This window comes from Dactylosporangium sp. CA-092794, from assembly GCF_050948465.1.
Classification (GTDB): Bacteria; Actinomycetota; Actinomycetes; order Mycobacteriales; family Micromonosporaceae; genus Dactylosporangium.
Window position 1 is genome coordinate 6966114 of record NZ_CP192044.1, and the last position, 21659, is coordinate 6987772.

20 protein-coding genes are annotated in these 21659 nt (G+C 74.3%); 14 read left to right on the plus strand and 6 right to left on the minus strand.

Annotation, left to right across the window (positions count from 1 at the left end; translation table 11 throughout):
• The first annotated feature begins 26 nt into the window (after positions 1-26).
• From ACQPXD_RS29685 to ACQPXD_RS29750, 14 genes are all read left to right on the plus strand, one after another.
• Positions 27-884 (plus strand): ABC transporter ATP-binding protein, encoded by an 858-nt coding sequence (locus ACQPXD_RS29685; RefSeq protein ID WP_432824608.1) that lies wholly within the window; start codon positions 27-29, stop codon positions 882-884.
• A complete protein-coding gene (locus ACQPXD_RS29690; protein WP_432824609.1) occupies positions 881-1735 on the plus strand; it encodes an ABC transporter permease in 855 nt (284 codons plus the stop codon). The genes ACQPXD_RS29685 and ACQPXD_RS29690 overlap by 4 nt, the downstream gene beginning before the upstream one ends.
• Positions 1736-1804: 69 nt before the next feature.
• Positions 1805-1999 carry a hypothetical protein gene (locus ACQPXD_RS29695; RefSeq protein WP_432824610.1) on the plus strand — a complete coding sequence of 65 codons (195 nt, stop codon included), beginning with the start codon at positions 1805-1807 and terminating at the stop codon, positions 1997-1999.
• The gene (locus ACQPXD_RS29700) at positions 1996-2748 is read left to right on the plus strand and encodes a class II aldolase/adducin family protein (RefSeq protein WP_432824611.1); all 753 of its coding nucleotides are present in this window, start codon (positions 1996-1998) and stop codon (positions 2746-2748) included. The genes ACQPXD_RS29695 and ACQPXD_RS29700 overlap by 4 nt, the downstream gene beginning before the upstream one ends.
• Before the next feature lie 88 nt (positions 2749-2836).
• Positions 2837-3892 (plus strand): ABC transporter substrate-binding protein, encoded by a 1056-nt coding sequence (locus ACQPXD_RS29705; RefSeq protein WP_432824612.1) that lies wholly within the window; start codon positions 2837-2839, stop codon positions 3890-3892.
• A 102-nt stretch (positions 3893-3994) separates the two neighbouring features.
• Positions 3995-5446: a four-carbon acid sugar kinase family protein gene (locus ACQPXD_RS29710; RefSeq protein WP_432824613.1), complete on the plus strand. Its 1452-nt coding sequence runs from the start codon at positions 3995-3997 to the stop codon at positions 5444-5446.
• Complete coding sequence (locus ACQPXD_RS29715) at positions 5446-6351, plus strand: NAD(P)-dependent oxidoreductase (protein WP_432824614.1); 906 nt, start codon at positions 5446-5448, stop codon at positions 6349-6351. Before ACQPXD_RS29710 ends, ACQPXD_RS29715 begins: the two co-directional genes overlap by 1 nt.
• A gap of 3 nt (positions 6352-6354) precedes the next feature.
• Positions 6355-7704 (plus strand): hypothetical protein, encoded by a 1350-nt coding sequence (locus tag ACQPXD_RS29720; RefSeq protein WP_432824615.1) that lies wholly within the window; start codon positions 6355-6357, stop codon positions 7702-7704.
• Positions 7701-8720, plus strand: a complete 1020-nt coding sequence (gene denD, locus ACQPXD_RS29725) for a D-erythronate dehydrogenase (RefSeq protein ID WP_432824616.1) — start codon at positions 7701-7703, stop codon at positions 8718-8720. The genes ACQPXD_RS29720 and denD overlap by 4 nt, the downstream gene beginning before the upstream one ends.
• Positions 8717-9565, plus strand: coding sequence for an ATP-dependent sacrificial sulfur transferase LarE (gene larE / locus ACQPXD_RS29730; protein WP_432824617.1), 849 nt, complete (start codon positions 8717-8719; stop codon positions 9563-9565). The genes denD and larE overlap by 4 nt, the downstream gene beginning before the upstream one ends.
• Positions 9566-9721: 156 nt before the next feature.
• Positions 9722-10399, plus strand: a complete 678-nt coding sequence (gene larB / locus ACQPXD_RS29735) for a nickel pincer cofactor biosynthesis protein LarB (RefSeq protein WP_432824618.1) — start codon at positions 9722-9724, stop codon at positions 10397-10399.
• A complete protein-coding gene (gene larC / locus ACQPXD_RS29740; protein WP_432824619.1) occupies positions 10396-11562 on the plus strand; it encodes a nickel pincer cofactor biosynthesis protein LarC in 1167 nt (388 codons plus the stop codon). The genes larB and larC overlap by 4 nt, the downstream gene beginning before the upstream one ends.
• Positions 11559-12380, plus strand: coding sequence for an N-acyl homoserine lactonase family protein (locus tag ACQPXD_RS29745; RefSeq protein WP_432824620.1), 822 nt, complete (start codon positions 11559-11561; stop codon positions 12378-12380). Before larC ends, ACQPXD_RS29745 begins: the two co-directional genes overlap by 4 nt.
• Before the next feature lie 14 nt (positions 12381-12394).
• Positions 12395-14509, plus strand: a complete 2115-nt coding sequence (locus ACQPXD_RS29750) for a DUF4118 domain-containing protein (RefSeq protein WP_432824621.1) — start codon at positions 12395-12397, stop codon at positions 14507-14509.
• A gap of 431 nt (positions 14510-14940) precedes the next feature.
• On the opposite strand, the gene ACQPXD_RS29755 is transcribed toward ACQPXD_RS29750, so the two are convergent.
• From ACQPXD_RS29755 to ltrA, 6 genes are all read right to left on the minus strand, one after another.
• Positions 14941-15963 (minus strand): LacI family DNA-binding transcriptional regulator, encoded by a 1023-nt coding sequence (locus tag ACQPXD_RS29755; RefSeq protein ID WP_432824622.1) that lies wholly within the window; start codon positions 15961-15963, stop codon positions 14941-14943.
• 298 nt (positions 15964-16261) lie between these two features.
• Entirely contained in the window at positions 16262-17062 is an 801-nt protein-coding gene (locus ACQPXD_RS29760) for a hypothetical protein (RefSeq protein ID WP_432824623.1), read from the minus strand.
• Positions 17063-17147: 85 nt separating this feature from the next.
• Positions 17148-17708 carry a GNAT family N-acetyltransferase gene (locus ACQPXD_RS29765; RefSeq protein WP_432824624.1) on the minus strand — a complete coding sequence of 187 codons (561 nt, stop codon included), beginning with the start codon at positions 17706-17708 and terminating at the stop codon, positions 17148-17150.
• Between the two features lie 657 nt (positions 17709-18365).
• Entirely contained in the window at positions 18366-18812 is a 447-nt protein-coding gene (locus ACQPXD_RS29770; protein WP_432824625.1) for a universal stress protein, read from the minus strand.
• Positions 18809-20047 carry an SLC13 family permease gene (locus tag ACQPXD_RS29775; protein WP_432824626.1) on the minus strand — a complete coding sequence of 413 codons (1239 nt, stop codon included), beginning with the start codon at positions 20045-20047 and terminating at the stop codon, positions 18809-18811. Before ACQPXD_RS29775 ends, ACQPXD_RS29770 begins: the two co-directional genes overlap by 4 nt.
• Before the next feature lie 108 nt (positions 20048-20155).
• Positions 20156-21532, minus strand: a complete 1377-nt coding sequence (gene ltrA / locus ACQPXD_RS29780; RefSeq protein WP_432824627.1) for a group II intron reverse transcriptase/maturase — start codon at positions 21530-21532, stop codon at positions 20156-20158.
• Positions 21533-21659 lie beyond the last annotated feature (127 nt).

Consider the following 21659-nt stretch of genomic DNA (forward strand, 5'->3'; position numbering starts at 1 on the left):
CCCCGGGCGACCAGAGGAGGACGCGCGTGAGCGCGATTGCCGAGACGGAGCAGCGACCTGCTCTGATACAGATCGACAAGGTCTCCAAGACCTACGTGCGCAACAAGGCGCTGACCTACGCCATCGAGGACATCAGCTTCGCCGTCCCGGCCGGCGAGGTGGTGGCCATCGTCGGCCCGAGCGGCTCGGGAAAGTCGACGCTGCTCAACATGATCGCCGGGCTGCTGCGCCCGACCAGCGGCGTGGTCCGCTACTCCGGCGCGCCGGTCGCCGCGGTCAACACCAAGGTCGGCTACATGACGCAGCACGACACGCTGCTGCCGTGGCGCACCGCGCTGGCCAACGTCAGGGTGGCCCTGGAGATCCAGGCCGTGCCGCGCAAGGACGCGGACGAGCGGGCCCGCAAGGCGCTCGCCGACGTCGGCCTGGAGGCGTTCGCGAAGCACTACCCGACGCAGCTGTCCGGCGGCATGCGCAAGCGCGTCCAGCTGGCCCGCACGGTCGTCTACAACCCGCAGACGCTGCTGATGGACGAGCCGTTCGGCGCCCTCGACGCGATCCTGCGGGTCAACCTGCAGCAGGACTTCCTGCGGCTGCTGGCGACCCGTGCCGAGCCGCTGACGGTGGTCCTGGTGACCCACGACCTGGAGGAGGCGGTGACGATGGCCGACCAGGTGATCGTGCTCAGCGGCTCGCCGGCCCGGGTGTCGCACGTCGAGCGGCTCCGCGGCATCCGGGAGGCCGCGCTGTCGACCGGCGTCGTGGAGGCGCGCCGCTCCCCCGAGTTCGGCCGGTACCTGAACCTGCTGTGGAACCAGCTGCACCTCGGCCGCGACCTGCGCGGCGCCGGGGCGCCCGAGCTGCGCGAGGAGGCGACCCGATGACCGCCGAAGCGGGCACGATCGCACCGGCGGCCGCGAAGCCGTCCACCGGCGAGCGCCTCCTGGCCGCCGAGGCGGCCCGGATCCGGCGCCGGCGCACGCTGGTGCACAGCCTGCAGGTCCTCACCCTGGTCGTCGTCCTCGGCGCCTGGGAGATCTGCTCGCGGACCGTCATGGACCCGTTCATGGTGTCCAGCCCGTCGAAGATCGGCCAGCAGATCTGGGAGTGGCTGGGCAGCGGCTACCTGCTGGAGCACGTGAGCATCACGCTGGAGGAGACCGCCGTCGGCTTCGTCTCCGGTGCCGTGGTGGGCATCGTCCTGGGCATCCTGCTGGCCAACAGCCAGCTGGCCTCGAAGGTGCTCAACCCCTACATCAACGCGCTGTACAGCCTGCCGAAGGTCGCTCTCGGTCCGCTCTTCGTGGTCTGGTTCGGCCTCGGCGTCGAGATGAAGTACGTGATGTCGGCGGCGTTCGTCGTCTTCCTGGTCTTCTACAGCACCTGGAACGGCATCGCCCAGGTCTCGGAGGACCTCGTCGAGTCGCTGCGGGTCATGGGGGCCAGCCGGATGCAGATCGTCCGCCGGGTCATGCTGCCCAGCGCGCTGACCTGGATGTTCAGCGGCCTGCGCATCTCCTTCCCGCAGGCGCTCATCGGCGCCGTCGTCGGCGAGATCATCGCCGCCAACCGGGGCGTCGGCTACGTGATCGAGAACTCCTCCGCGCAGTTCAACACGACGGGCGTCTTCGCCGGCATCCTCGTGCTGACGATCGCCGCGGTGATCTTCGACCGGTTGCTGACCATGGTGCAGAACCGGGTGTTCCGGTGGAACCCCGACTCGCTGCGCGCCTGACCCCGCCGCCGGCGGCGGGGCGGGCGCGCCCGGTCCGATCGTTTCCCCATCGATGAAGCTGGATGACTGATGCACGAGCAGACTTGGTACTGTCCCCGCTGCGGCGCGCTGCTGGACGAACGCAGCTTCATCGGCGAGTGGTGGTCGGCCTCGGCCACCAACCTGGCCATCTGGTGCGTCCGCTGCGGCTGGGAGGGCGTCATCGCCGAAGAGGGCCGGGTGACGGCGTTCGAGTTCGAGTCGGCCGAAGGCCCCGCGACGTGACCGGCACGGAGGAGCTCGCCGGGCAGGTCGCGCTGGCCAGCCGCATCCTGGCCGCCGCGGGCCTGGCCCGGGAGGCGACCGGGCACGTCAGCGCCCGCACGGGCGCGGGCCGCATGCTGCTGCGCTGCCGCGACGACCGCGAACCGGGCCTGCGCTTCACCGAGCGGGCCGTCGCGGAGATCGACTTCGACGCGCCGGCCACCCAGGCGCCCGACGGCATGCGCCTGCCCATCGAGCGGCACATCCACGGCCAGTTGCTCGCGGCCCGGCCCGAGATCAACGCCGTGGTACACGTCCACCCGTGGTCCACCTGGCTCACCGGGATCGCCGGCATCCCCCTGGCGCCGGTGCTCGGGGCGTTCGACCCCGGCGCGCTCGCCTGCGCGGTCAACCCGCCACCGGTCTACCCGCAGAGCTGGCTGATCAACTCCGCGGCCCGCGGCGCCGACATCGCCGCCCTGATGGACGGGCACGACGCCTGCGTCCTGCGCGGCCACGGCATCGTGACCGTCGGCGCGAGCGTGGAGCAGGCGACGGTACGCGCCCTGCGGCTCAACACCATCGCGATGGCCAGCGCCATGGCGCACCTGGCCGGCAGCACCTACCGGCTCGGCGAGGACGAGATCGCCGAGCTGGTCACCGCCGACCCGGCCGTGATCGCCGCCGCCGAGCACGAGGTCTGGCTGCACTACGCCGAGTTCGCCGCGCAAACCCCGGCGCCGACCGGCTTCCTGCCGTTCCTGTACTGAGCCTTTCCCGCAGATCCCACCCGCCCGGCGTGCACCCCGCGCCGGAGCGCACACACCCCACCCGCCATGACGATCCGAAGGAGTCTGAATGAAACGAGGGATTGCGAGGCGCGCGCTCGCGGCGTTATCCGTCGCGGTGCTGCTCACCCCGCTCGGCGCCTGCAAGGGCGGTGACGACGGCGGCGGCAAGAGCAGCGGCGGTCTCACCAAGGTCACGGTGATCGAGAGCCTGCTGTCGCTGGGGTACGTCCCGTTGTACCTGGGGATTTCGCACGGCTTCTTCAAGAACCACGGCCTGGACGTCAACCTCATCGACGCGACCGGCGGCAGCACCGCCGGCACGGCGCTGCTCAGCGGCGACGCGCAGTTCGCCGGCATCTCGATCACCAACGCGGTGGCCTCGGCCGGGCAGGGCAAGCCGCTGGTCGCCTTCGCCGAGATGCAGGCGCAGATCTCGGTGCCGGTCGTGGTCAGCACGAAGCTGTGGCAGTCCTCCGGCCTCACCGACAGCTCGCCACTGGAGGACAAGATCAAGCTGCTGCGCGGCAAGCAGCTCGGCGTGATCAGCCCGACCGGCCAGAACGCCCAGGTCTTCAACTACCTGTTCAAGGCGCATAACATCGATCCGGGCGGCGCGCAGCAGAACGTGCTCAAGACCCCGGCCGCCATGGTCAGCGCGCTGCAGCACGGCCAGGTGGACGCGCTGAACGTGGCGCCGCCCTACCCGCAGCAGATGGTCGACGGCGGCTTCGGCCACATCCTGATCAACCTCACCAAGGGCGAGGACCCGACGATCAACGGCGCGGACTCCGACGGCATCGTCACCACGCCGCAGTACATCAAGGACCACCCGGACCTCGTGCAGGCGTTCTACGACGCGATGGTCGACTCCGACGTGTACCTGATCGACCACCCGACGGAGGCGGCCGACGAGGTCTACAAGAAGTACTTCTCGCAGACCGACCGCAAGAGCTTCGACGAGGGCTTCCAGGCGCAGATCGACGGCGGCGTGTGGTCGAAGGACCCGGCCATGACCCAGCAGGGCATGGAGCGGCTCATCGGCTTCCTCAAGGGCGCCGGCGTGGAAGTGCCGAACAACTGGAACGACGCCTGGACCGACAAGTTCAGCAAGGCGCACAGCTGACGGCCGCGCGCGGCGGGCCCGGCAACGGCGCCGGGCCCGCCGCGCCACCGGCGGATCGCGGGGTGCAGGGGAGAGGGTGCGGGCAGTGGGCAGGGGAATGCGATGAGAGTTGAGGCGGCGCCGGAGGCGCCACCCTGGGGTGCCGTCCCGCCGGTGCGGGACGTGGGGCGCGGCCGGGCACTGATCCGCGCGGCCCGGGCGCGGATGCCGCGCGCGACGGTCGTGCTGGACGACGACCCGACCGGCTCGCAGTCGGTGCACGACCTGCAGGTCGTGACGAGCCTGGAAGCACCGGAGTACCGCTCGGCGATGGACGATCCGGCCGGCGGGTGCTTCGTGCTGACCAACACCCGCAGCCTGCCGCGGCCGGAGGCCGTTGCGCTGACCGCCGGGGTCGCCGACGACCTCTTCGCCATCGCCGGGGACCGTGGCACCCCGCTGGAGCTGGTCAGCCGCAGCGACTCGACGCTGCGCGGGCACGTGATCGCCGAGGTGGACGCGCTCGACGCGGCGCACCGCCGCGCGCTGGGCACCGGCTACGACGCCGTCCTGCTCGCGCCCGCGTTCCTGGAGGCGGGCCGGGTCACCGCCGGCGACGTGCACTGGGCCCGCGTCGGCGGGCAGTTCCTCCCCGCCGGCGAGACCGAGTTCGCCCGGGACAAGTCCTTCGGCTACACCGCCTCGAACCTGCGCGAGTTCGTCGCGGAGCTCTCCGGCGGCCGGATCGCCGCCGCCGGCGTCGGCAGCATCGGGCTCGCCGACATCCGCGAGGGCGGCCCGGAGGCCGTCGCGCGGGTGCTGCAGGACTCGGGCGGCGGCCGGTTCGTGGTGGTCAACGCGCTCGACTACGCCGACCTGGAGATCGTGGTGCTCGGCGCGCTGGCGGCCCAGGAGCGCGGGATGCGCCTGCTCTACCGCACCGGCCCGTCGTTCGTCCGCGCGCTGCTCGGCCAGCAGCCGCGGCCGCCGCTGACCACCGAGCAGATCTGGCCGGAGGGCCGGCCCGCCGGGCACGGGCTCGTCGTGGTCGGCTCGCACGTCGGCCAGACCGGCCGGCAGCTGGCGGAGCTGGCCCGCCGGGGCGGCGCGGCCGAGGTCGAGCTGGACGTCACCGACCTGCTCGCCCGCGCCGCCGGCGGCGCCGACGACCTGGTGCGGCGCACCGGCGACCGGGTCGCGGACCTGCTGAGCGGCTCCGACGTCGTGCTCTACACCAGCCGCCGGCTCGTCGCCGGCGACAGTGCCGCCGCGAGCCTGGAGATCTCCCGCCGGGTGTCCGCGGCCGTCTCCGCCGTCGTCCGCGGCGCGCTGCCGGCCCGCCCCGCCTGGGTGCTCGCCAAGGGCGGGATCACCTCGCACGACGTCGCCGTGCACGGCCTGTCGATCCGGCGGGCCGAGGTCGCCGGGCAGTTCTTCCCCGGCGTCGTGTCGCTGTTCCGCCCGGTGGCGGCCCATCCGGCGATCCTGGGCCGACCGTACGTCGTCTTCGCCGGCAACGTCGGCGACGACACCGCCCTGGCCGACGTCGTCACCAGGCTGCGGGGCGAGGGCTGATGCGGGTCGGATGGCTGGGCCTCGGCGCCATGGGGCTGCCGATGGCGACCTGTCTGGTCGGGGCCGGGCACGCGGTCACGGGCTACGACCTGGACCCGGACCGGCTCGCCGCGCTGGTCGCGGCGGGCGGCGCCGAAGCGGGCTCGCCGGCGCGGGCGGCGGCCGGAGCCGACGTCCTCGCGGTCATGGTCGCGACCCCGGCCCAGGCCGCGGGTGCCCTGTTCGGGGCGGAGGGCACGGACGGCGCCGAGGGCGCGGCCGCGGCGCTCTCCCCCGGCGCGATCGTGCTGATCATGGCGACGCTCGGGCCCGCCGCCGTCGCGGAGATCGCCGAACGGCTCGCCGATCGCGGGATCGCCGTGGTCGACGCCCCGGTCTCCGGCGGGGTCGGCCGGGCCACCACCGGCGACCTGCTGTTCATGGTCGGCGGGGCGCCCGAGCACCGCGCGGCCGTGCGCCCGCTGGTCGACGCGATGGCCGCCAAGGCCGCCGACGCCGGGCCCGCGCCCGGTGACGGGCAGCGGGTCAAGCTGGTCAACCAGCTGCTGTGCGGCGTGCACATCGCCGCCGCGGCCGAGGCCCTCGCCTTCGCCGAGCGCATCGGGCTGGACCCGCGGGCCTGCTGGGAGACGATCCGGCACGGCGCCGCCGCCTCGTTCATGCTCGACGACCGCGGGGAGCGGATGCTGGCCGACACGCACACCGACGTGCGCAGCGCGCTGAGCATCTTCGTCAAGGACATGGACCTGGTGGTGAGCACGGCGCAGCGGCACGAGTACCCGGCGCCGCTCGCCGAGGCGGCCGAGCGGCTCTACCTGGAGGGCGCGCGGGCCGGGCTCGGGCGGCTCGACGACTCCGTGCTCATCGAGGTCATGCGCGGCCGGCACGACGCACAGGGGCGGTGAGCGGTGCGCTGGAGCGTCGACGACCGGCTCACCGGGCTGGTCGAGCAGTACACCGGCGGGCTGCGGCTGCCGCCGATGCGCCGGGCGCGCAGCCTGCGGGCGTCCGAGGAGGTCCCGGACGTCGCCGAGGCGGTCTCCGCCGAGGTGCGCCGCCTGCTCGCCGGGGCCGGCGGTGACGGCGGCGGGGCGCCGATCGCGGTCGGCGTCGGCAGCCGCGGCATCGCCGGCATCGCGCTGATCGTGCGGACCGTCGTGGCGGAGCTGGCGGCCGCCGGGTTCGCGCCCTTCGTCGTGCCGGCGATGGGCAGCCACGGCGGGGCCACCGCGCCCGGGCAGGCCGAGGTGCTCGCCGGCTACGGCATCACCGAGGAGTACCTCGGCGTGCCGATCCGGGCCACCATGGACACGGTCGTCATCGGCGAGGTCGGCGGCGTGCCGGTCCACCTCGACCGCAACGTCGCCGAGGCCGGCCGGGCGCTGCTCGTCGCGCGGATCAAGCCGCACACCGACTTCCATGGCCCGATCGAGAGCGGCGCGGCCAAGATGGCCGCGATCGGCCTCGGCAAGCGGGCCGGCGCGCAGGCCATCCACCGCCTCGGCGTGCCCGGGCTGCGCGACGTCATGCCGCGGATCGGGCGGTACATCGCCGCCCGGGTGCTGCTCGGCGCGCTGACCGTGGTGGAGAACGAGTTCGACCGGACCGGCGTCGTGCGCGCGCTGCGGCCCGAGGAGATCGGCGCGGCCGGCGAGTCCGAGCTGCTCGAGCTCGCCCGGGCCGGCCTGCCGCGCCTGCCGGCCGGCGACCTCGACGTCCTCGTCGTGGACCGGATGGGCAAGGACGTCAGCGGGGTCGGCCTGGACCCCAACGTGACCGGGCGGTGGCTGGTCAACGGCGTGCCCGAGCCGCCCGGCCGGCAGATCCGCAGCCTGGCCGTGCTGAGCCTGTCCGAGGCCTCGCACGGCAACGCGATCGGCGTCGGGCTGGCCGACTTCGTCCCGGCCCGGCTCGTGGAGCAGGTCGACGTGGAGCAGTCCTACGTCAACGTGCTGACCGCCGGCTGGGCCGGTCTCGGCCGCGGCCGGCTGCCGATGGTGCTGCCCACCGACCGCGACGCCGTCACGACCGCGGTCATGGCGTCCGGGCGCCACGACCGGCCGCGCATCGTGTGGATCCGCGACACCCTGCACACCCGGGTCTGCGCGGTCAGCGAGGCGCTGTGGCCCGAGATCGGCGCCGACGCGGAGCTGGAGCTGTTCGGCCCCGCGTTCCCGCTGCCCTTCGACGACACGGGCCGCCTCGCCGGCTTCACCGACGCCGAGGACCGACACGAGACCTACGCGAGGACGACATGAAGATCATCATCACCGGCGGAGCGGGCTTTCTCGGCAATCGCCTGGCCCGCGCGATCCTGGACTCCGGGTCGATCGCGGTCGACGGCGCGGCGCCGGCCCCGGTCGAGCAGGTCGTCCTGCTGGACCGGGTCGAGCTCGGCGCCGATCAGCTCGGCGACCCGCGGCTGCGCAGCGTCGCGGTCGACCTCGCCACCGCCACCGCCGCCGAGCTCGCCGCCCTCGGCGTGTTCACCGGCGCCGCCGCGGTGTTCCACCTGGCCGCCGCGGTCAGCGCCGACTGCGAGGCCGACTTCGACCTCGGCATCAACGCCAACCTCCGCGGCGGGCAGGCCGTCCTGGAGGCGTGCCGCGCCGCCGGCAACCGGCCGGTCCTGGTCTTCGCCAGCTCCCTCGCCGTCTTCGGCGGCTGGCCGGACCAGCCGCTGCCCGCGGTGATCACCGACACCACCCTGCCGACGCCGCGCTCCAGCTACGGCATCCAGAAGTTCATCATGGAACAGCTGGTGTCCGACTACACCCGCAAGGGCTTCCTCAACGGCCGCACGGTGCGGCTGATGACTGTCTCGGTCCGCCCGGGCCGGCCCAACGGCGCCGCGTCGGGCTTCCTCAGCGGGATCATCCGCGAGCCGCTGGCCGGGCTGCCCACGACCTGCCCGGTCCCGGCCGGCCTCGAGGTCGCCCTGTCCTCGCCCGAGGCCAGCGTCGAGGGCCTCCTCACCGCCGCCGGCACCGCCGAGCCGGTCTGGGGCTCGCCGGTCGCGGTCAACCTGCCGGCGCTGACCACGACGGTCGGCGGCATGGTCGACGCCCTGGCCGAGGTCGCCGGCGAGGCGGCGACGAAGCTCATCAGCTGGGTCCCCGACGAGCGGATCGCCGCCCTGGTCGGCAGCTGGCCGGCCCGCTTCGACACGGCCCGGGCCGACCGGCTCGGGCTGCGGGCCGAGCCCGACTACGGCACCGTCGTGCGCCGCTACCGGCAGGCCTACGGCGCGGCCGCGACGGGAGCCCGGCCATGATCGCCACCCGGGGCGGCGCGGCGGCCGGGGCGGCGCCCGCCCTGGCCCGGCTGCGCGACCGGCTGGCCCGCGAGGAGCGGCTGATCGTCGCCTTCTCCGGTGGCGCGGACTCCGCCCTGCTCGCCTGGGCGGCGCACGACGTGCTCGGCGCGAACGCCGTCGCCGCGACGGCGGTGTCGGCCAGCCTGCCGGCCCGGGAGCGGCGGGCCGCGAAGGCGTTCGCCGCACGGTACCGAATCCCCCATGTCGAAATCGCCACCGACGAACTGGACCGCGCCGAATACCGCGCCAACGACGCCCGGCGCTGCTTCCACTGCAAGACCGCCCTCTTCGACGCGCTGGCCCCGCTGGCCGCCGCGCTGGGCGCGCCCATCGCGCTCGGCACCAACCTCGACGACCTCGGCGACTACCGGCCCGGGCTGCGCGCGGCCCGGCTGCGCGCGGGCATCGCCCCGCTCGTCGACGCCGGCCTGAGCAAGGCCGACGTCCGCGCGGTCAGCGCCGAGGCCGGCCTGGAGACCAGCGACAAGCCGGCCGCCGCCTGCCTCGCCTCGCGGATCCCCTACGGCGAGCCGGTCTCGGCCGAGCTGCTGGCCCGGATCGAGCGGGCCGAGGACGCGCTGCACCGCCACGGCCTGACCGTGTGCCGGGTGCGGGCGCACGGCGGGGGGACCCTCGCCCGCATCGAGGTGCCCGTCGAGGACCTCGACGAGCTGCTGCGCCGCCGCGGCGAGATCGACGCCGAGCTGCGCGAGTGCGGCTTCGTGCACGTCGCGGTCGACCTCGCCGGCTTCCGCAGCGGCAGCCTGAACGCGCTGCTGCCGCTCGGGCGGACCCGGCCGTGACCGGCGACCCGCGCTTCGCCACCCGTTTCCGCGGCGGCGGCCCGAACGTGCCGCCCGGCCTCGGGGTGGCCCGGCCGTGACCGCCGACCTGGGCTTCGCCACCCGTTTCCGCGGCGGCGGCCCGAACGTGCCGCCCGGCCTCGGGGTGGCCCGGCCGTGACCGCCGACCTGGGCTTCGCCACCGTTGACGTCGACCGGGAACGGCGCCAGGGCGTCGCCGAGATCATCTACGGGCCGGGCAAGACCGCCGCGCAGATCACCGCGATCGCCGCGGCGCTGCTGGCGAGCGCGAGCGGCCCGGTGCTCGCCACCCGGGTCGGCGCCGAGGCCGCCGCGGAGGTCCTGGCGGGCCTGCCCGGCGGCGCCTACGACCCGGGCGCCCGGCTGCTGTGCTGGCGCCCGGCCGCGCCGGGCCTGCGGCCCTTCCGGGTCGCGATCGTCACCGCCGGCACCTCCGACCAGGCCGTCGCCGACGAGGCGGCCGGGACCGCCCGCGCGCTCGGGCTCGCCGTCGAGCCGATCCGCGACGTCGGCGTGGCCGGCATCCACCGGCTCCTGGCCCACACCGATCGGCTGCGCGCCGCCGACGCCGTCGTCGTCATCGCCGGGATGGAGGCCGCCCTCGCCAGCGTCGTCGGCGGCCTGGTCGACGCCCCGGTGATCGCGGTGCCGACCTCGACCGGCTACGGCGCCGCCCTCGAGGGCGTCACCGCGCTGCTGGGCATGCTCAGCTCCTGCGCCGCCGGCATCACGGTCGTCAACATCGACAGCGGGTTCGGCGCGGCGATGGCCGCCTTCCGGCTGAGCCGGGCCCACCGGCGGGCGCCGGCATGATCGTCTGGCTGAACCCGGTCGGCGGCGCGAGCGGCGACATGCTGCTCTCGGCGCTGCTCTCGCTCGGCGCGCCGGCCGGCGCGGTGCGCGACGCCGTCGCCTCCACCGGCCTGCGCGGCTGGGAGCTGGAGGTCACCACCCGCGACGCCGGCTCGATCCTGGCCACCGGGGTCCGGGTCCGCACCGTCGACACCGCGACCGCCCGCTCCGCGCGCGAGGTGCTCGACCTCGTCGCCGCGGCCCGCCCGGAGCCCGTCGCCCGGCTGGCCGTCCGCGCCGTGTCGGCGATCGCCGCGGCCGAGGCCGGCCTGCACGGCGTCGGCCTCGACGAGCTGCACCTGCACGAGCTGGGCGGGCACGACACGATCGTGGACATCGTCGGCGTCGCCGCGGCGCTGCACGCGCTCGACGTGACCGAGATCGTCTCGGCCCCGCTGCCGCTCGGCGCCGGCCTGGTCGACTCGCGGCACGGCCCGCTGCCCGTCCCGGCCCCCGCGACGCTGCGGCTGCTCACCGGGATGGCGGTGACCGGCGCGCCGGTACAGGCCGAGACCGTCACGCCGACCGCCGCCGCGCTGCTGCACGCCGCCGAGGTCCGCTTCGCGCCGATGCCGCCGATGGTCGTGCGGGCCAGCGGCTGGGGCGCGGGCACCCGCACCCTGCCGGACCGCCCGAACGTGCTCGGCGCCGTGCTGGGCGAGCCCATCGGCCGCACGGAGGGCGGGCTTTCGCCGATGACCCTGATCGAGACCACGGTCGACGACGTGACCGGCGAGGTGCTCGCCTACACCGTCCAGGTCCTGCTCGGGCTCGGCGCCGCCGACGTGTGGATCGTCCCGGCCATCGGCAAGAAGGGCCGCCCGGCGCAGGTGGTGTGCGTGCTCGCCCCGGACGACCTCGTCGGCGCGCTGGAGGGCCGGCTGCTGGCCGAGACCGGCAGCCTCGGCGCCCGCCGCACGCGCGTGGAGCGGCACGCGCTGCCCCGCTCGGCGGGCGCCGTGCCGGTGGCCGGCACGGCGGTGGATGTCAAGCGCGGGCCGCACCGCGCCAAGCCGGAGTACGAGCGGCTCGCCGAGCTCGCCCGGGCCACCGGCCGGCCCCTGCGGGAACTGGCGGCCCTGGCCGAGGCGGCCGCGGCGGAGGAACGGGAGACCGGCGGATGAACAACGGCGCGATCTACGACGTCTACGCCCTGCGGCAGGCGACGTCGTCGCGGCTCCCGCTGAGCCGCTGGTACCACCGCTACGACGTCTACGGGGAGCCGGACGGGCCGTGCCCGATGGACTTCTCGTTCTGGGTCGCGCGCGGCGCCGGCCGCACCGTGCTCGTCGACTGCGGGCTCGGCGCGGAGGTGGCCCGCCGCAAGGGCATCGACGGCGCCATCGACGCCGCCGAGCTGCTGGCGCGGGTGGGCGTCGACCCGGCGAGCGTCGACCACGTCGTCCTGTCGCACCTGCACTTCGACCACGTCGGCAACGTGGACCTCTTCCCCAACGCGACCTTCACCCTCGCGCGGCGCGAGCTGGCCTTCTGGACCGGGCCGGCCGGCGACCTGCCCGCGCTGTCCACGCCGGTCGTCGCCGAGGAGGTCCGCGCCGTGCTCGGCCTGCGCCGCGACGGCCGGCTGCGGCTGGTCGAGGACGCGGAGACGCTCTTCGACGGCATCCGGGTGACCCGGGTCGGCGGCCACACCCCCGGCCAGCTCGTCACCGAGGTCGACACCCGCGCCGGGCGGATCGTGCTCGCCTCCGACGCCGTGCACTTCTACGACGAGCTGCGCCGCAACCGCCTGTTCGCCGGGTGCAGCTGCGTCGAGGAGCAGCTGGACACCTACGACCGGCTGCGCCGCGCGGCGGACGAGCCCGGCACGACCGTGGTCCCCGGCCACGACCCGGCCGTGGCGAGCGGGTTCGAGCTCGTCGCGCCGGACTGCGTAGACCTCACCCGCCCGCGATCCGGTGCCGCCGATCGACGCGCGTAGCCTTGAGGTTGCCCATGGACGTACCTTCCAAGCGTGGCGACCGGGCGGCGCGTTCACCGCTGCGGCGACGGGTGTCGTCGTACCTGTTGCCGGCGGCTCCCCCGCCGATCGCGACCGGGATCGCCGTCGCCGCGCTGCTGATCACGCTGGAAACGCTCGTGCCCGTGGTGGTCGGGCACCCGTCGGAGGAGGCCGAGCGGGCCGCGCTCTACCTCGTCGGCGTCGTGGTCACGGCGAGCGTGTGGGGCGCGGCGCTGGGGATCGCGACCGGCGTGGTCAGCACGATCGCGTTCAACGTCTTCCACGTGGCGCCGGTCGGGCAGCTGCACCTCACGCCCGAGCGCGACCTGGTCCAGGCGACAATCTCCGCCGTGGCGGCGCTGCTGGTCAGCGGGCTGGCCCGGCTGGCCCGGACCCGGGTGGCGGAGGCGGACCGGCGCCGCACCGAGGCCGACTTCGCCGCCGAGCTCACCCGGCTCACCCTGAGCCACGACGATCCCGGGACCGGCCTGCGGGCGGCGTCGCAGCGCCTGGCATACCAGTTCGGCCTGCGGTACGCCGCGATCGACCTCGCCGGCTCCGGCCCCGGGCCGCCCGAGGGCGCCACCGTGTTCGGGCTGTACAACGGCCAGGTCCCCATCGGCACGCTGAGCGTGCCCGCCGACACGCCCGCCGCGACGCTGCAGCGCATCGAGTACCGGCTGGTGCCGTCGCTGCAGGCGGCGATCCGCGCCGCGCGCGACCGGCAGGACATGGTCGCCTCCCTGCGCCGCAGCCAGCGCGAGACCGCCGCCCTGCTGGACGAGCAGGCGGCCCTGCGCCGGGTGGCGACGCTGGTGGCCCGCGGCAGCGCGCCCGACGAGGTGTTCGCCGCGGTCACGATGGAGCTGCACCGCCTCCACAACGGCCTCCGCACGGCGCTGCTGCGCTTCGAACCCGACGGCACGGTGACCCGCCTCGCCGGCTGCGACGAGCACGGCCACACCGTGACCCCCGGCGACAACTGGCCGGTCACCGGCGTCAACGTCAGCGGCGCGGTCCGGCGCACCGGCCGCTCCGCCCGGGTCGACAACTACGACGCGACGTCCGGGCCGATCGCCCGCGACCTGGTCGGCCAGGGCATCCACTCCGGCGTGGGCGTGCCGGTCGTGGTCGAGGGCGCGCTGTGGGGCGTCACGCTGCTCACCTCCTCCCGCTCTCTGCGCCCGACGATCCCGGCCGACGCCGAAGCGCGGCTGCGGGGCTTCACCGAGCTCGTCGCCACCGCGGTCGCCAACGCCGAGAACCGCGCGCAGCTAATCGCCTCCCGGGCCCGGCTGGTCACCGCGGCCGACGAGGCCAGGCGGCGCATCGAGCGGGAGCTGCACGACGGGGTACAGCAGCGGGTCATGTCCCTGGCCCTGAACCTGCGCCTGTCCGAGGGCTCGGTCGCCCCCGACCAGCCGGCGTTCCGGCACCTGCTCTCCAGTACCGTGCAGGCCCTCAACGAGATCCACGACGACATGCGCGAGCTGGCCCGCGACATCCACCCGCAACTGCTCTCGCAGCGCGGCATCGTCCCGGTGCTCAAGACCCTCGGACGGCGCTGCAGCGTGCCGGTGGAGCTCGATCTGCACATCGAGCAGGAACGGCTGCACGAGCGGACCGCCGTGGCCGCCTACAACGTCGCGTCGGAGGCCCTCACCAACGTCGCCAAGCACGCCAAGGCCTCGGTGGTCAGCGTGGTCGCGGAGACCGACGCCTCGACGATCCGCCTGGCGATCCGCGACGACGGCGTGGGCGGCGCGGACCCGGGGCGCGGCGGCGGGCTGACCAGCCTGCGGGACCGGGTCGAGGCGCTGGGCGGCCGGATGACGATCGTCAGCCCGCCGGGGCGCGGCACCACGCTGACCGTGACGCTCCCCCTGGCCGCCACCCAACCCGCGGACCCGGACCACACCGACGACCCTTCCGCCGGCCGCGACGCCGCCCCGGCGGACCCGCACGGCACCGCTGCCCCCTCGAACCGTGGCACGCCGCCGGCAGCGACCCGACCCGCGGACCCGCCAGGCGCCGACCGCCCGCCACCTCTCCGCCACCCACCTGCCGGCCCGGACGGCGCCGACCACGCTGCCCCGCTCGAACCGTGACACTCCCCGCGCCGCCACCTAACCCGCGGACCCGCACGACGCCGACCACGCTCCGCCTCGCTACCCACCCGCCAGCCCGACGGCGCCGACCACGCTGCCCCTGGCCGCCACCCCCTGACCGCGTCGGCGGACCCGCAGACACGGAGCGCGCCGAGCGTGGCGAGACCCGCCCCGGCGCGCGGCTGCGACCGGAAGTCTCCGCGATCATGCCGGACCGGGCACCGACACCACCGGTTTCTCATGATCACGGAGCGAACGTGTACACCTGCGTACCGTAAGTCTCCACGATCATGGCAAACCCGCGGTGCGGACGCGGCACGACGCATGATCGTGGAGACTTCCTGTCGCACATCGCGCCGTTATCGGACTTTTCGCCTGTCGGGGTATAAATCCGAAAAGTCGTGGCGCGGAGCGCCCGACTTTTCGGTGGGCTACGCCGGAGGGGCGGTGCTGTCGCGGACGACCAGCTCGGTGGCGAGTTCCAGGCGGGGCGTCTCGATCTCCTCGCCCTGCACCAGGCGCAGGACGGTGCGGGCGGCGAGCAGCCCCATCTCGGCGAGCGGCTGGCGGACCGTGGTCAGCGGCGGCGAGGTCCACCGGCTCTCCGGCAGGTCGTCGAAGCCGACCACCGACACGTCGTCCGGCACGCGCAGCCCGCGCCGGCGGACCGCCTCGTAGGCGCCGAGCGCCATCTGGTCGCTGGAGGCGAAGATGGCCGTGGGCGGGCGGTCCAGCCGCAGCAGGGCGTCGGCGCCGGACCAGCCCGACTCGTGGTAGAAGTCGCCCGGCTGGATCAGCTCCGGGTCGACCTCCAGGCCCGCGGCGGCCAGACCGGCGCCGTAGCCGTCGAGCCGGGCGCGGCTGCACAGCAGGCGCTTCGGGCCGGCGATGAAGCCGATCCGGCGGTGGCCCAGCGACAGCAGGTGTTCGGTGGCGCTCAGGCCGCCGGCCCAGTTGGTCGCGCCGATCGTCGGCACGTCGGTCGGGCCGACGCCGGCCGGGTCGACCACGGTGAGCGGGATGTTGAGCCGGCGCAGCTCGGCCTGCATCGGCGGGGTCACATCGGAGGTCACGAAGATGACGCCGTCGGTCGCGCGGGCGCGCAGGTTCGACAGCCACTGCCGGGCCGAGGCGGACCGGCCGTGGATCGCCGAGACGACGGTACCGATCCCGGTGGCGTGCGCGACCTCCTCGACGCCCCGGATGATCTCCACCGCCCACGGGCTGTCGAGGTCGTTGAAGACCAGGTCGATCAGGCCGGCGCCGACCCGGTTGCGAGTGGCGCGGCGGCGGTACCCGTGCTCGCGCAGGATCGCCTCGACCCGCTCCCGGGTCTGCGGCGCGACATCGGAGCGGCCGTTGAGCACCCGCGACACGGTCGGCACCGAGACGCCGGCCTCGCGCGCGATCGCGGTGATGGTGACCCTGCCTGCGTCGCCGACGGTCACGACCATCCCTCCCCGCATCTTTCCGGAAAGGGATCCGGAAGGTCGTCGCGTACGCGCCGACCATACCGCCCTGGACACGGCCGGGGCCACACGCGCTGGGCGCGACGGTCTTCCGGAAGCCTTCCGGGAATCGCTGACTGCCCGACCGCGGCGGCTCAATACCGACGCCACCGGCAGACCTCAACGACTGTCGATCCGGGACGCCCGCCACGCCCCCGATCCTCCGGCCGCCGGACGCAGGCGGCCGGGCCCGGGGGCGGGGCGCCGCAGCGGCGCACGATCGCGGCGGCGTCCTCGCCCCCGGTCAGGCGGCGGCATGGCGCAGGGTGCCGGTGAAGGGGCCGTGGCCGGTCAGCTCGGCGGTGCACGCGAAGCCGCGGACGCCGTCCATGAACTGCCAGATATAGCCGGAGGTGTACCGCCGGTCGCCGGCTCCCGTCCACGCCGCCACGGCCGGCGGGCAGAGCTCGTCCTGCAGGTCACGGATCTGCCCGCCCGTCGGCGCGGTCATGAAGACCGGGGTCAGGTCGCGGACCAGGGTCACCTCGTCGGTGTGCGGGCCGGAACAGGGCACGATGATGATCGTGGTCAGGTCCGTCGTCTCGGCGAGGCAGGAGCCGACCTTGAGCGTGGCGAAGACCTCGGGCAGCTTGGCGTCCGGGCCGCCGTCCGGTATCGAGGTGACCGGAGTCCACGGCAGCCGGGCGGCGGTGGTTTCCGGGACGGGCCCGCGCGTCGCGACGGTGGCGGCCGGGGCGGCCGCGTCACCGGACTCCGGCGCGACGACCGCGGGCGCGGCGGGCCCGGTGGGAGCGGCGGCGGTGGGAGCGGCCTCGCGCCTGGCCCGGTTCTCGGCCGCCAGCAGCCCCAGCCCCGTGCAGCCGCAGATGATGGCGACCACGATCGCCGCCACGATGGCCAGGTAGCCGCCGACCCCGATCCCGCCGCCCTGGACCGGCATCGGCTGGGGCGGCGGGGTCCAGGTGCGCCAGGGCGCCGGGACCGGCTGGGGCACCGGTGTCTGGTGCCGCCGGATCTCGGCCTCCGAGACCTTCGCGTCCTGAACCCAGGCCTCGTCGAAGACCGGGCCGTCGGGCTCCTCCATCCGATCATGATCGCCGCGGCTACCCCGCGTGCGCAGCCCCGATCCGCCCGCCGGCGCAACTGCTCATCGGCTTGTCATTCGGCGTTCAGCGGGCCGGGTCCGCCTCGGTTCGCGGGTCGGTGGCCAGCAGGGACCAGACCTCGGAGTCGTAGCGGGCGCCGCCGTGCACGTACGACCCGCGCAGCACCCCGTCGCGGCGCATCCCGACCCGCCGGGCCACGCTGGAACTCGCCGTGTTGTCCGGGCGGCAGCGCCACTCGACCCGGTGCACCCCGCGGGTGCGCAGCGCCCAGTCGATCAGCACCCGCACCGCCGCGGTGACCAGGCCACGGCCCTGCCCGGCCGGCTCCGCCCAGCAGCCGATCTCGCACACGCCGGCCGCGACGTCGAAACTCACGAACATCGTGCCGCCGACGAGCGTGCCGTCGAGCCAGATGCCGTACAGCCGCCCAGCGTCGGCCGCGGCGAGGTCCGCGTAGCGCTGCAGCGTCACCCGCGCCGAGGCGAGGTCGGTGCTGCGCGCGGCCCACGGGATCCAGGGGTCGACGTTCGCCCGCGCACGATCGATGTGCGCGAGGAACTCCTCGGCCTGCCACGGCTCCAACGGGCGCAACTCGGCCCCGCCACCGAGAGGGACGCTGAACATGATCCTGACCGTACCGTGCCCGCTCCCCCGCCCGGCCCCCGCCGTCGCGGCGGCCTCATCCGCCGGATCCCGCCGCCCGCACACCCGGGCCGCGCCCTGCGTTCGCCACCGTTCCCGCGCCACGCGTGGGCGCGTGGCGATCCAGGGCGGGCGCCACCCTCGGGCGAGCGATGGATCGCTTGACTCCAGCGGGCATCGCGACCAGAACCGTCCGCGATCATGCTGCAGCCACCGCCCGTATCGCGAGTTTTTCGTGATCGCGGAAGATCGATGTACTCATAGGTACCTTATGGTTCCGCGATCATGAGAAACCCGCCTCACGGCAGCAGGATTCGCATGATCACGGAGAGATTCGTTCGCTTCGACCACGGCCGGCCGGTGCCACCGGTGCCACCGGGGGCGCCGGGGGCGCCGATGCCATCGGCGCCGCCGGCAAACGCGGCCAGCGCCGCGGCAAACGCGGCCGAGGCCGCCGGGCCCGCCAGCCGGCGCCATCGATGCCGCTGACCAGGGCCGCCGGGCCCGCCGGTAAGTCACGACGCCTGGCGGCGTCATGACTTACCGGATTTATCCCCTGACAGGGTATAAGTCCGAAAAATCAGGACACGAAGTGTCTGGATTTTTCGCCCGAACGGCGCGGAAGCCCACCAGCCGGCGCTACACCGCAGGCCAGACGAGCAGCACCGCGCAGGGGGCGTGGTCCACGACGAAGCGGGTCCCGTGGCCCAGGCTGTGCGGGCCCGGATGACCCGGATCGCCGTCCCGCGCGACGATCAGCAGGTCGGCACCAAGCTCGGCGCAGGCCGCCACCACCGTCCGCTCCCCCGGCCCCGGAAGCGCCACCGCCGTGGCCGGCCGGGCCAGGCGAGCCGCCGCCGCGGCGAGCAGGTCCTCCTCGGCCGCCCGGGTCAGCGCCGAAAGCGCCGCCGACGGGTCCGGGTGGCCGCGGCCGAGCAGCCCGGTGAAGGCTCCCCGCACGTCGTCGGGCAGCGCCGGGTCAGCGGCGTGCAGCAGGGTGATCCGCGCATCGGGCGGGGCATGCCGGGCGGCGGCGTCGACGGCCGCCTCCCAGACGCCCTCGACCAGCCAGACGAGCACGTTCATAGCCCCGAGACTCGCAGACCCGCCCACAGCGCCGCCACCGCCGCGACTAGGCCGGCCGGCACGGTGAGGGCGCCGAGCCGCAGGAACTGCGCCGCCGAGGGTGCGGCGTCCCGGGCATGCAGAATCTGCCGCCACAGCAGCGTCGCCAGGCTTCCGGTGTACGTCAGATTCGGCCCCACGTTCACCCCGATGAGCACCGCGAGCAGCAGGGCGGGCGAGTGCTGCACCGCGGGCAGCAGGACGAGGGTGGCCGGCAGGTTGTTGAGCAGGTTGGCCAGCAGCGCGGCGAGCCCGGCCGCGGCGAGCAGGCCGAGCAGGGTGGGTGCGGCGGGCGCGGCCGCGTCCACCAGGCCGCCGAGGCCGTGGCGGCGGACGGCCAGCACGACGACGCCGAGGCCGAGGACGAAGGCGCAGAAGGCCGGGTTCGCCGCCCGTACCACATCCGTGGCCCGCAGCCGGCCGCGGCGGGCGAGCGGGACGGCGAGCGCGATCGCCCCGGCCAGGGCCGAGAACGCCGGGTGTACCCCCACCGGCTCCCCGGCCGCGAACCCGGCGAGGGTCGCGGCGAGCACCACGAGCGCGTAGCGGGGCGGCGGGACCGGCGAGCCCGGCTCCGGGTGCGCGCCGACGGCCAGGTCGGCGGCGAAGAACCGGCGCAGGACGGCGTACTCGACGGCGACGACGGCCAGCCACGGGGCGGCCATCAGGCCGGCGAACGCGGCGAAGCTCAGGCCGCTGGCCGCGAACGCCAGCAGGTTGGTCAGGTTCGACACCGGCAGCAGCAGCGAGGCGGAGTTGGCCAGGTGCGTGCAGGCGTAGACGTGCGGTGCGGGCCGGGCGCCGATGCGCAGCGCCGCGGCCAGGACCACGGGGGTGAGCAGCACGACGGTGGCGTCGAGGCTGAGCACCGCGGTCACCAGGGCGGCCGCGGCGAACACCGCGGTCAGCAGGCGCCTGGGCCGTCCCCGGCTGTGCCGGGCCGCACGGTCGCCGATGTACGCGAACACGCCGTGCGCCTCGGCGAGGTACGACAGCAGCAGCACGGCCGCGAGGAACCCCACGGTGGGGCCCAGCGCGCGCAGCTGGGAGACGGCCTCGCCGGCCGGGACCAGTCCGGCGACGACCGCGACGCCCGCCGCCGGCACCGCCGCGACCGCCTCGGGCAGCCCGAACGGCCGCGCGATCGCGAACCCCAGGACCGCGACCAGCAGCACCACCGCGACGACGACCGGCATTGGTAGTCAGGGGCGCGGTGCCCTTGCGGGTCCGTCTCCCCATCCCCCTTTCAATTCCGTGCATGCGGTTTTCCCGCACACGGCTTACCGATGATCTTCCTGACTGTGCTACGCGGTCCTTGGATATCGGACGGTGCCACGTAACCGGTGCAGGCCCAACCCGTTGAACCAGTCCTCGGTCCACTGCCAGGCCTGCCGGGCACGCAGGCTGCGACCACGCTTCTTGATCATCAAGCGTTGCAGCCGCCACACCACGTACTCGTCAACCTGACGGAACTTGGAAGCAGCATTGCCGGTCCGGAAGTAGTTCCCCCAGCCACGCAGGATCGGGTTCAGGTCCTCGATGACGATCCGAATGTCCCGCACACCGAGCCTGTTCCGCCCGGTACGAGCCCTGACCTTCTCCCGCACCCGCTGCATCGCCCGCTGAGCGGGCCAGCGGTGCAGGTAGTAGCGACGCACTCGCCGCTGCTCCCACAACCTGCCCGACATCCGGGCGCGGAAATGGCAGCCAAGAAAATCGAACCCTTCCCGGCCTTCTCTGAGATCTACTATCCGAGTCTTCTCCGGGTGCAGCCGCAACCCCAGATCGGCCAGGATCTGCCCAACCGCGTCCAGAGCCGCTCTGGCCTGCGCCGCACTGCGGCACAACACCACACCGTCATCGGCATAGCGCACCAACTCACCCACCCCACGGGCGGACAGTTCGGTGTCCAGAACGTGCAAGTAGATGTTGGACAGCAGCGGCGAAATCACTCCACCCTGCGGCGTGCCAGCGACCGTCCGCTCGACACTCCCGTCCACCATCACACCCGCCTGCAACCACAGACGGACCAGCTTGAGCACCCGCCGGTCCGACACCCGCCGCCCCACCAACTCGATCAACCTGGCATGGTCGATCTCGGTGAAGAAACTCCGGATGTCGAACTCCGCGACAAACGTGCAACCCTCGATGAAGCCAGTACGCACCCGCTCCATCGCCTGCGTCGCCGACCGCTTCGGCCGGAACCCGTACGACACCGACAGAAAATCAGCCTCGAAGACCGGTTCCAACACGAGCTTGGCCGCCTGCTGGGCCACCCGGTCACGGACGGTGGGGATACCCAACGGCCGCCTACCACCATCTGGTTTCGGAATATCCACCCGGCGCACCGGCGCCGGACGGTACGTGCCCGCGCGGAGGTCACAGGCCAACTCCTCGAGCATCCGCTCGACCCCGTACTCCTCCACCGCGTCCAGGGTGACCTTGTCCACCCCGGCCGCGCCACGATTGCTCAGCACCCGCCGCCACGCCTCCCACAGGACGTCACCCCTGTGAACACGGTCATACAGGGCGTGGAAACGCCGCTCCGAGGACTGCTTGGCCGCAGCCCATAGCTTGCGTTGCAGTTCTCGCACCTTCCCCACCGACGGCAACAACCGCCACCGGCCGGGATCGGCAGGCGAAGACCTGCCGGGGTCGTTGGACCGGGCGGTCCCGGTCATGCCCTGACGCTTACCCGCTCCCCAAGCACGATCAAAGTGAGGGCCCTTCCCTCCCGGCGCGTTCTGCTGCACGCCGATCCCCGGTACTACGACCCCCTCGGACTCCCGCTGCACTCCGGACGACTTC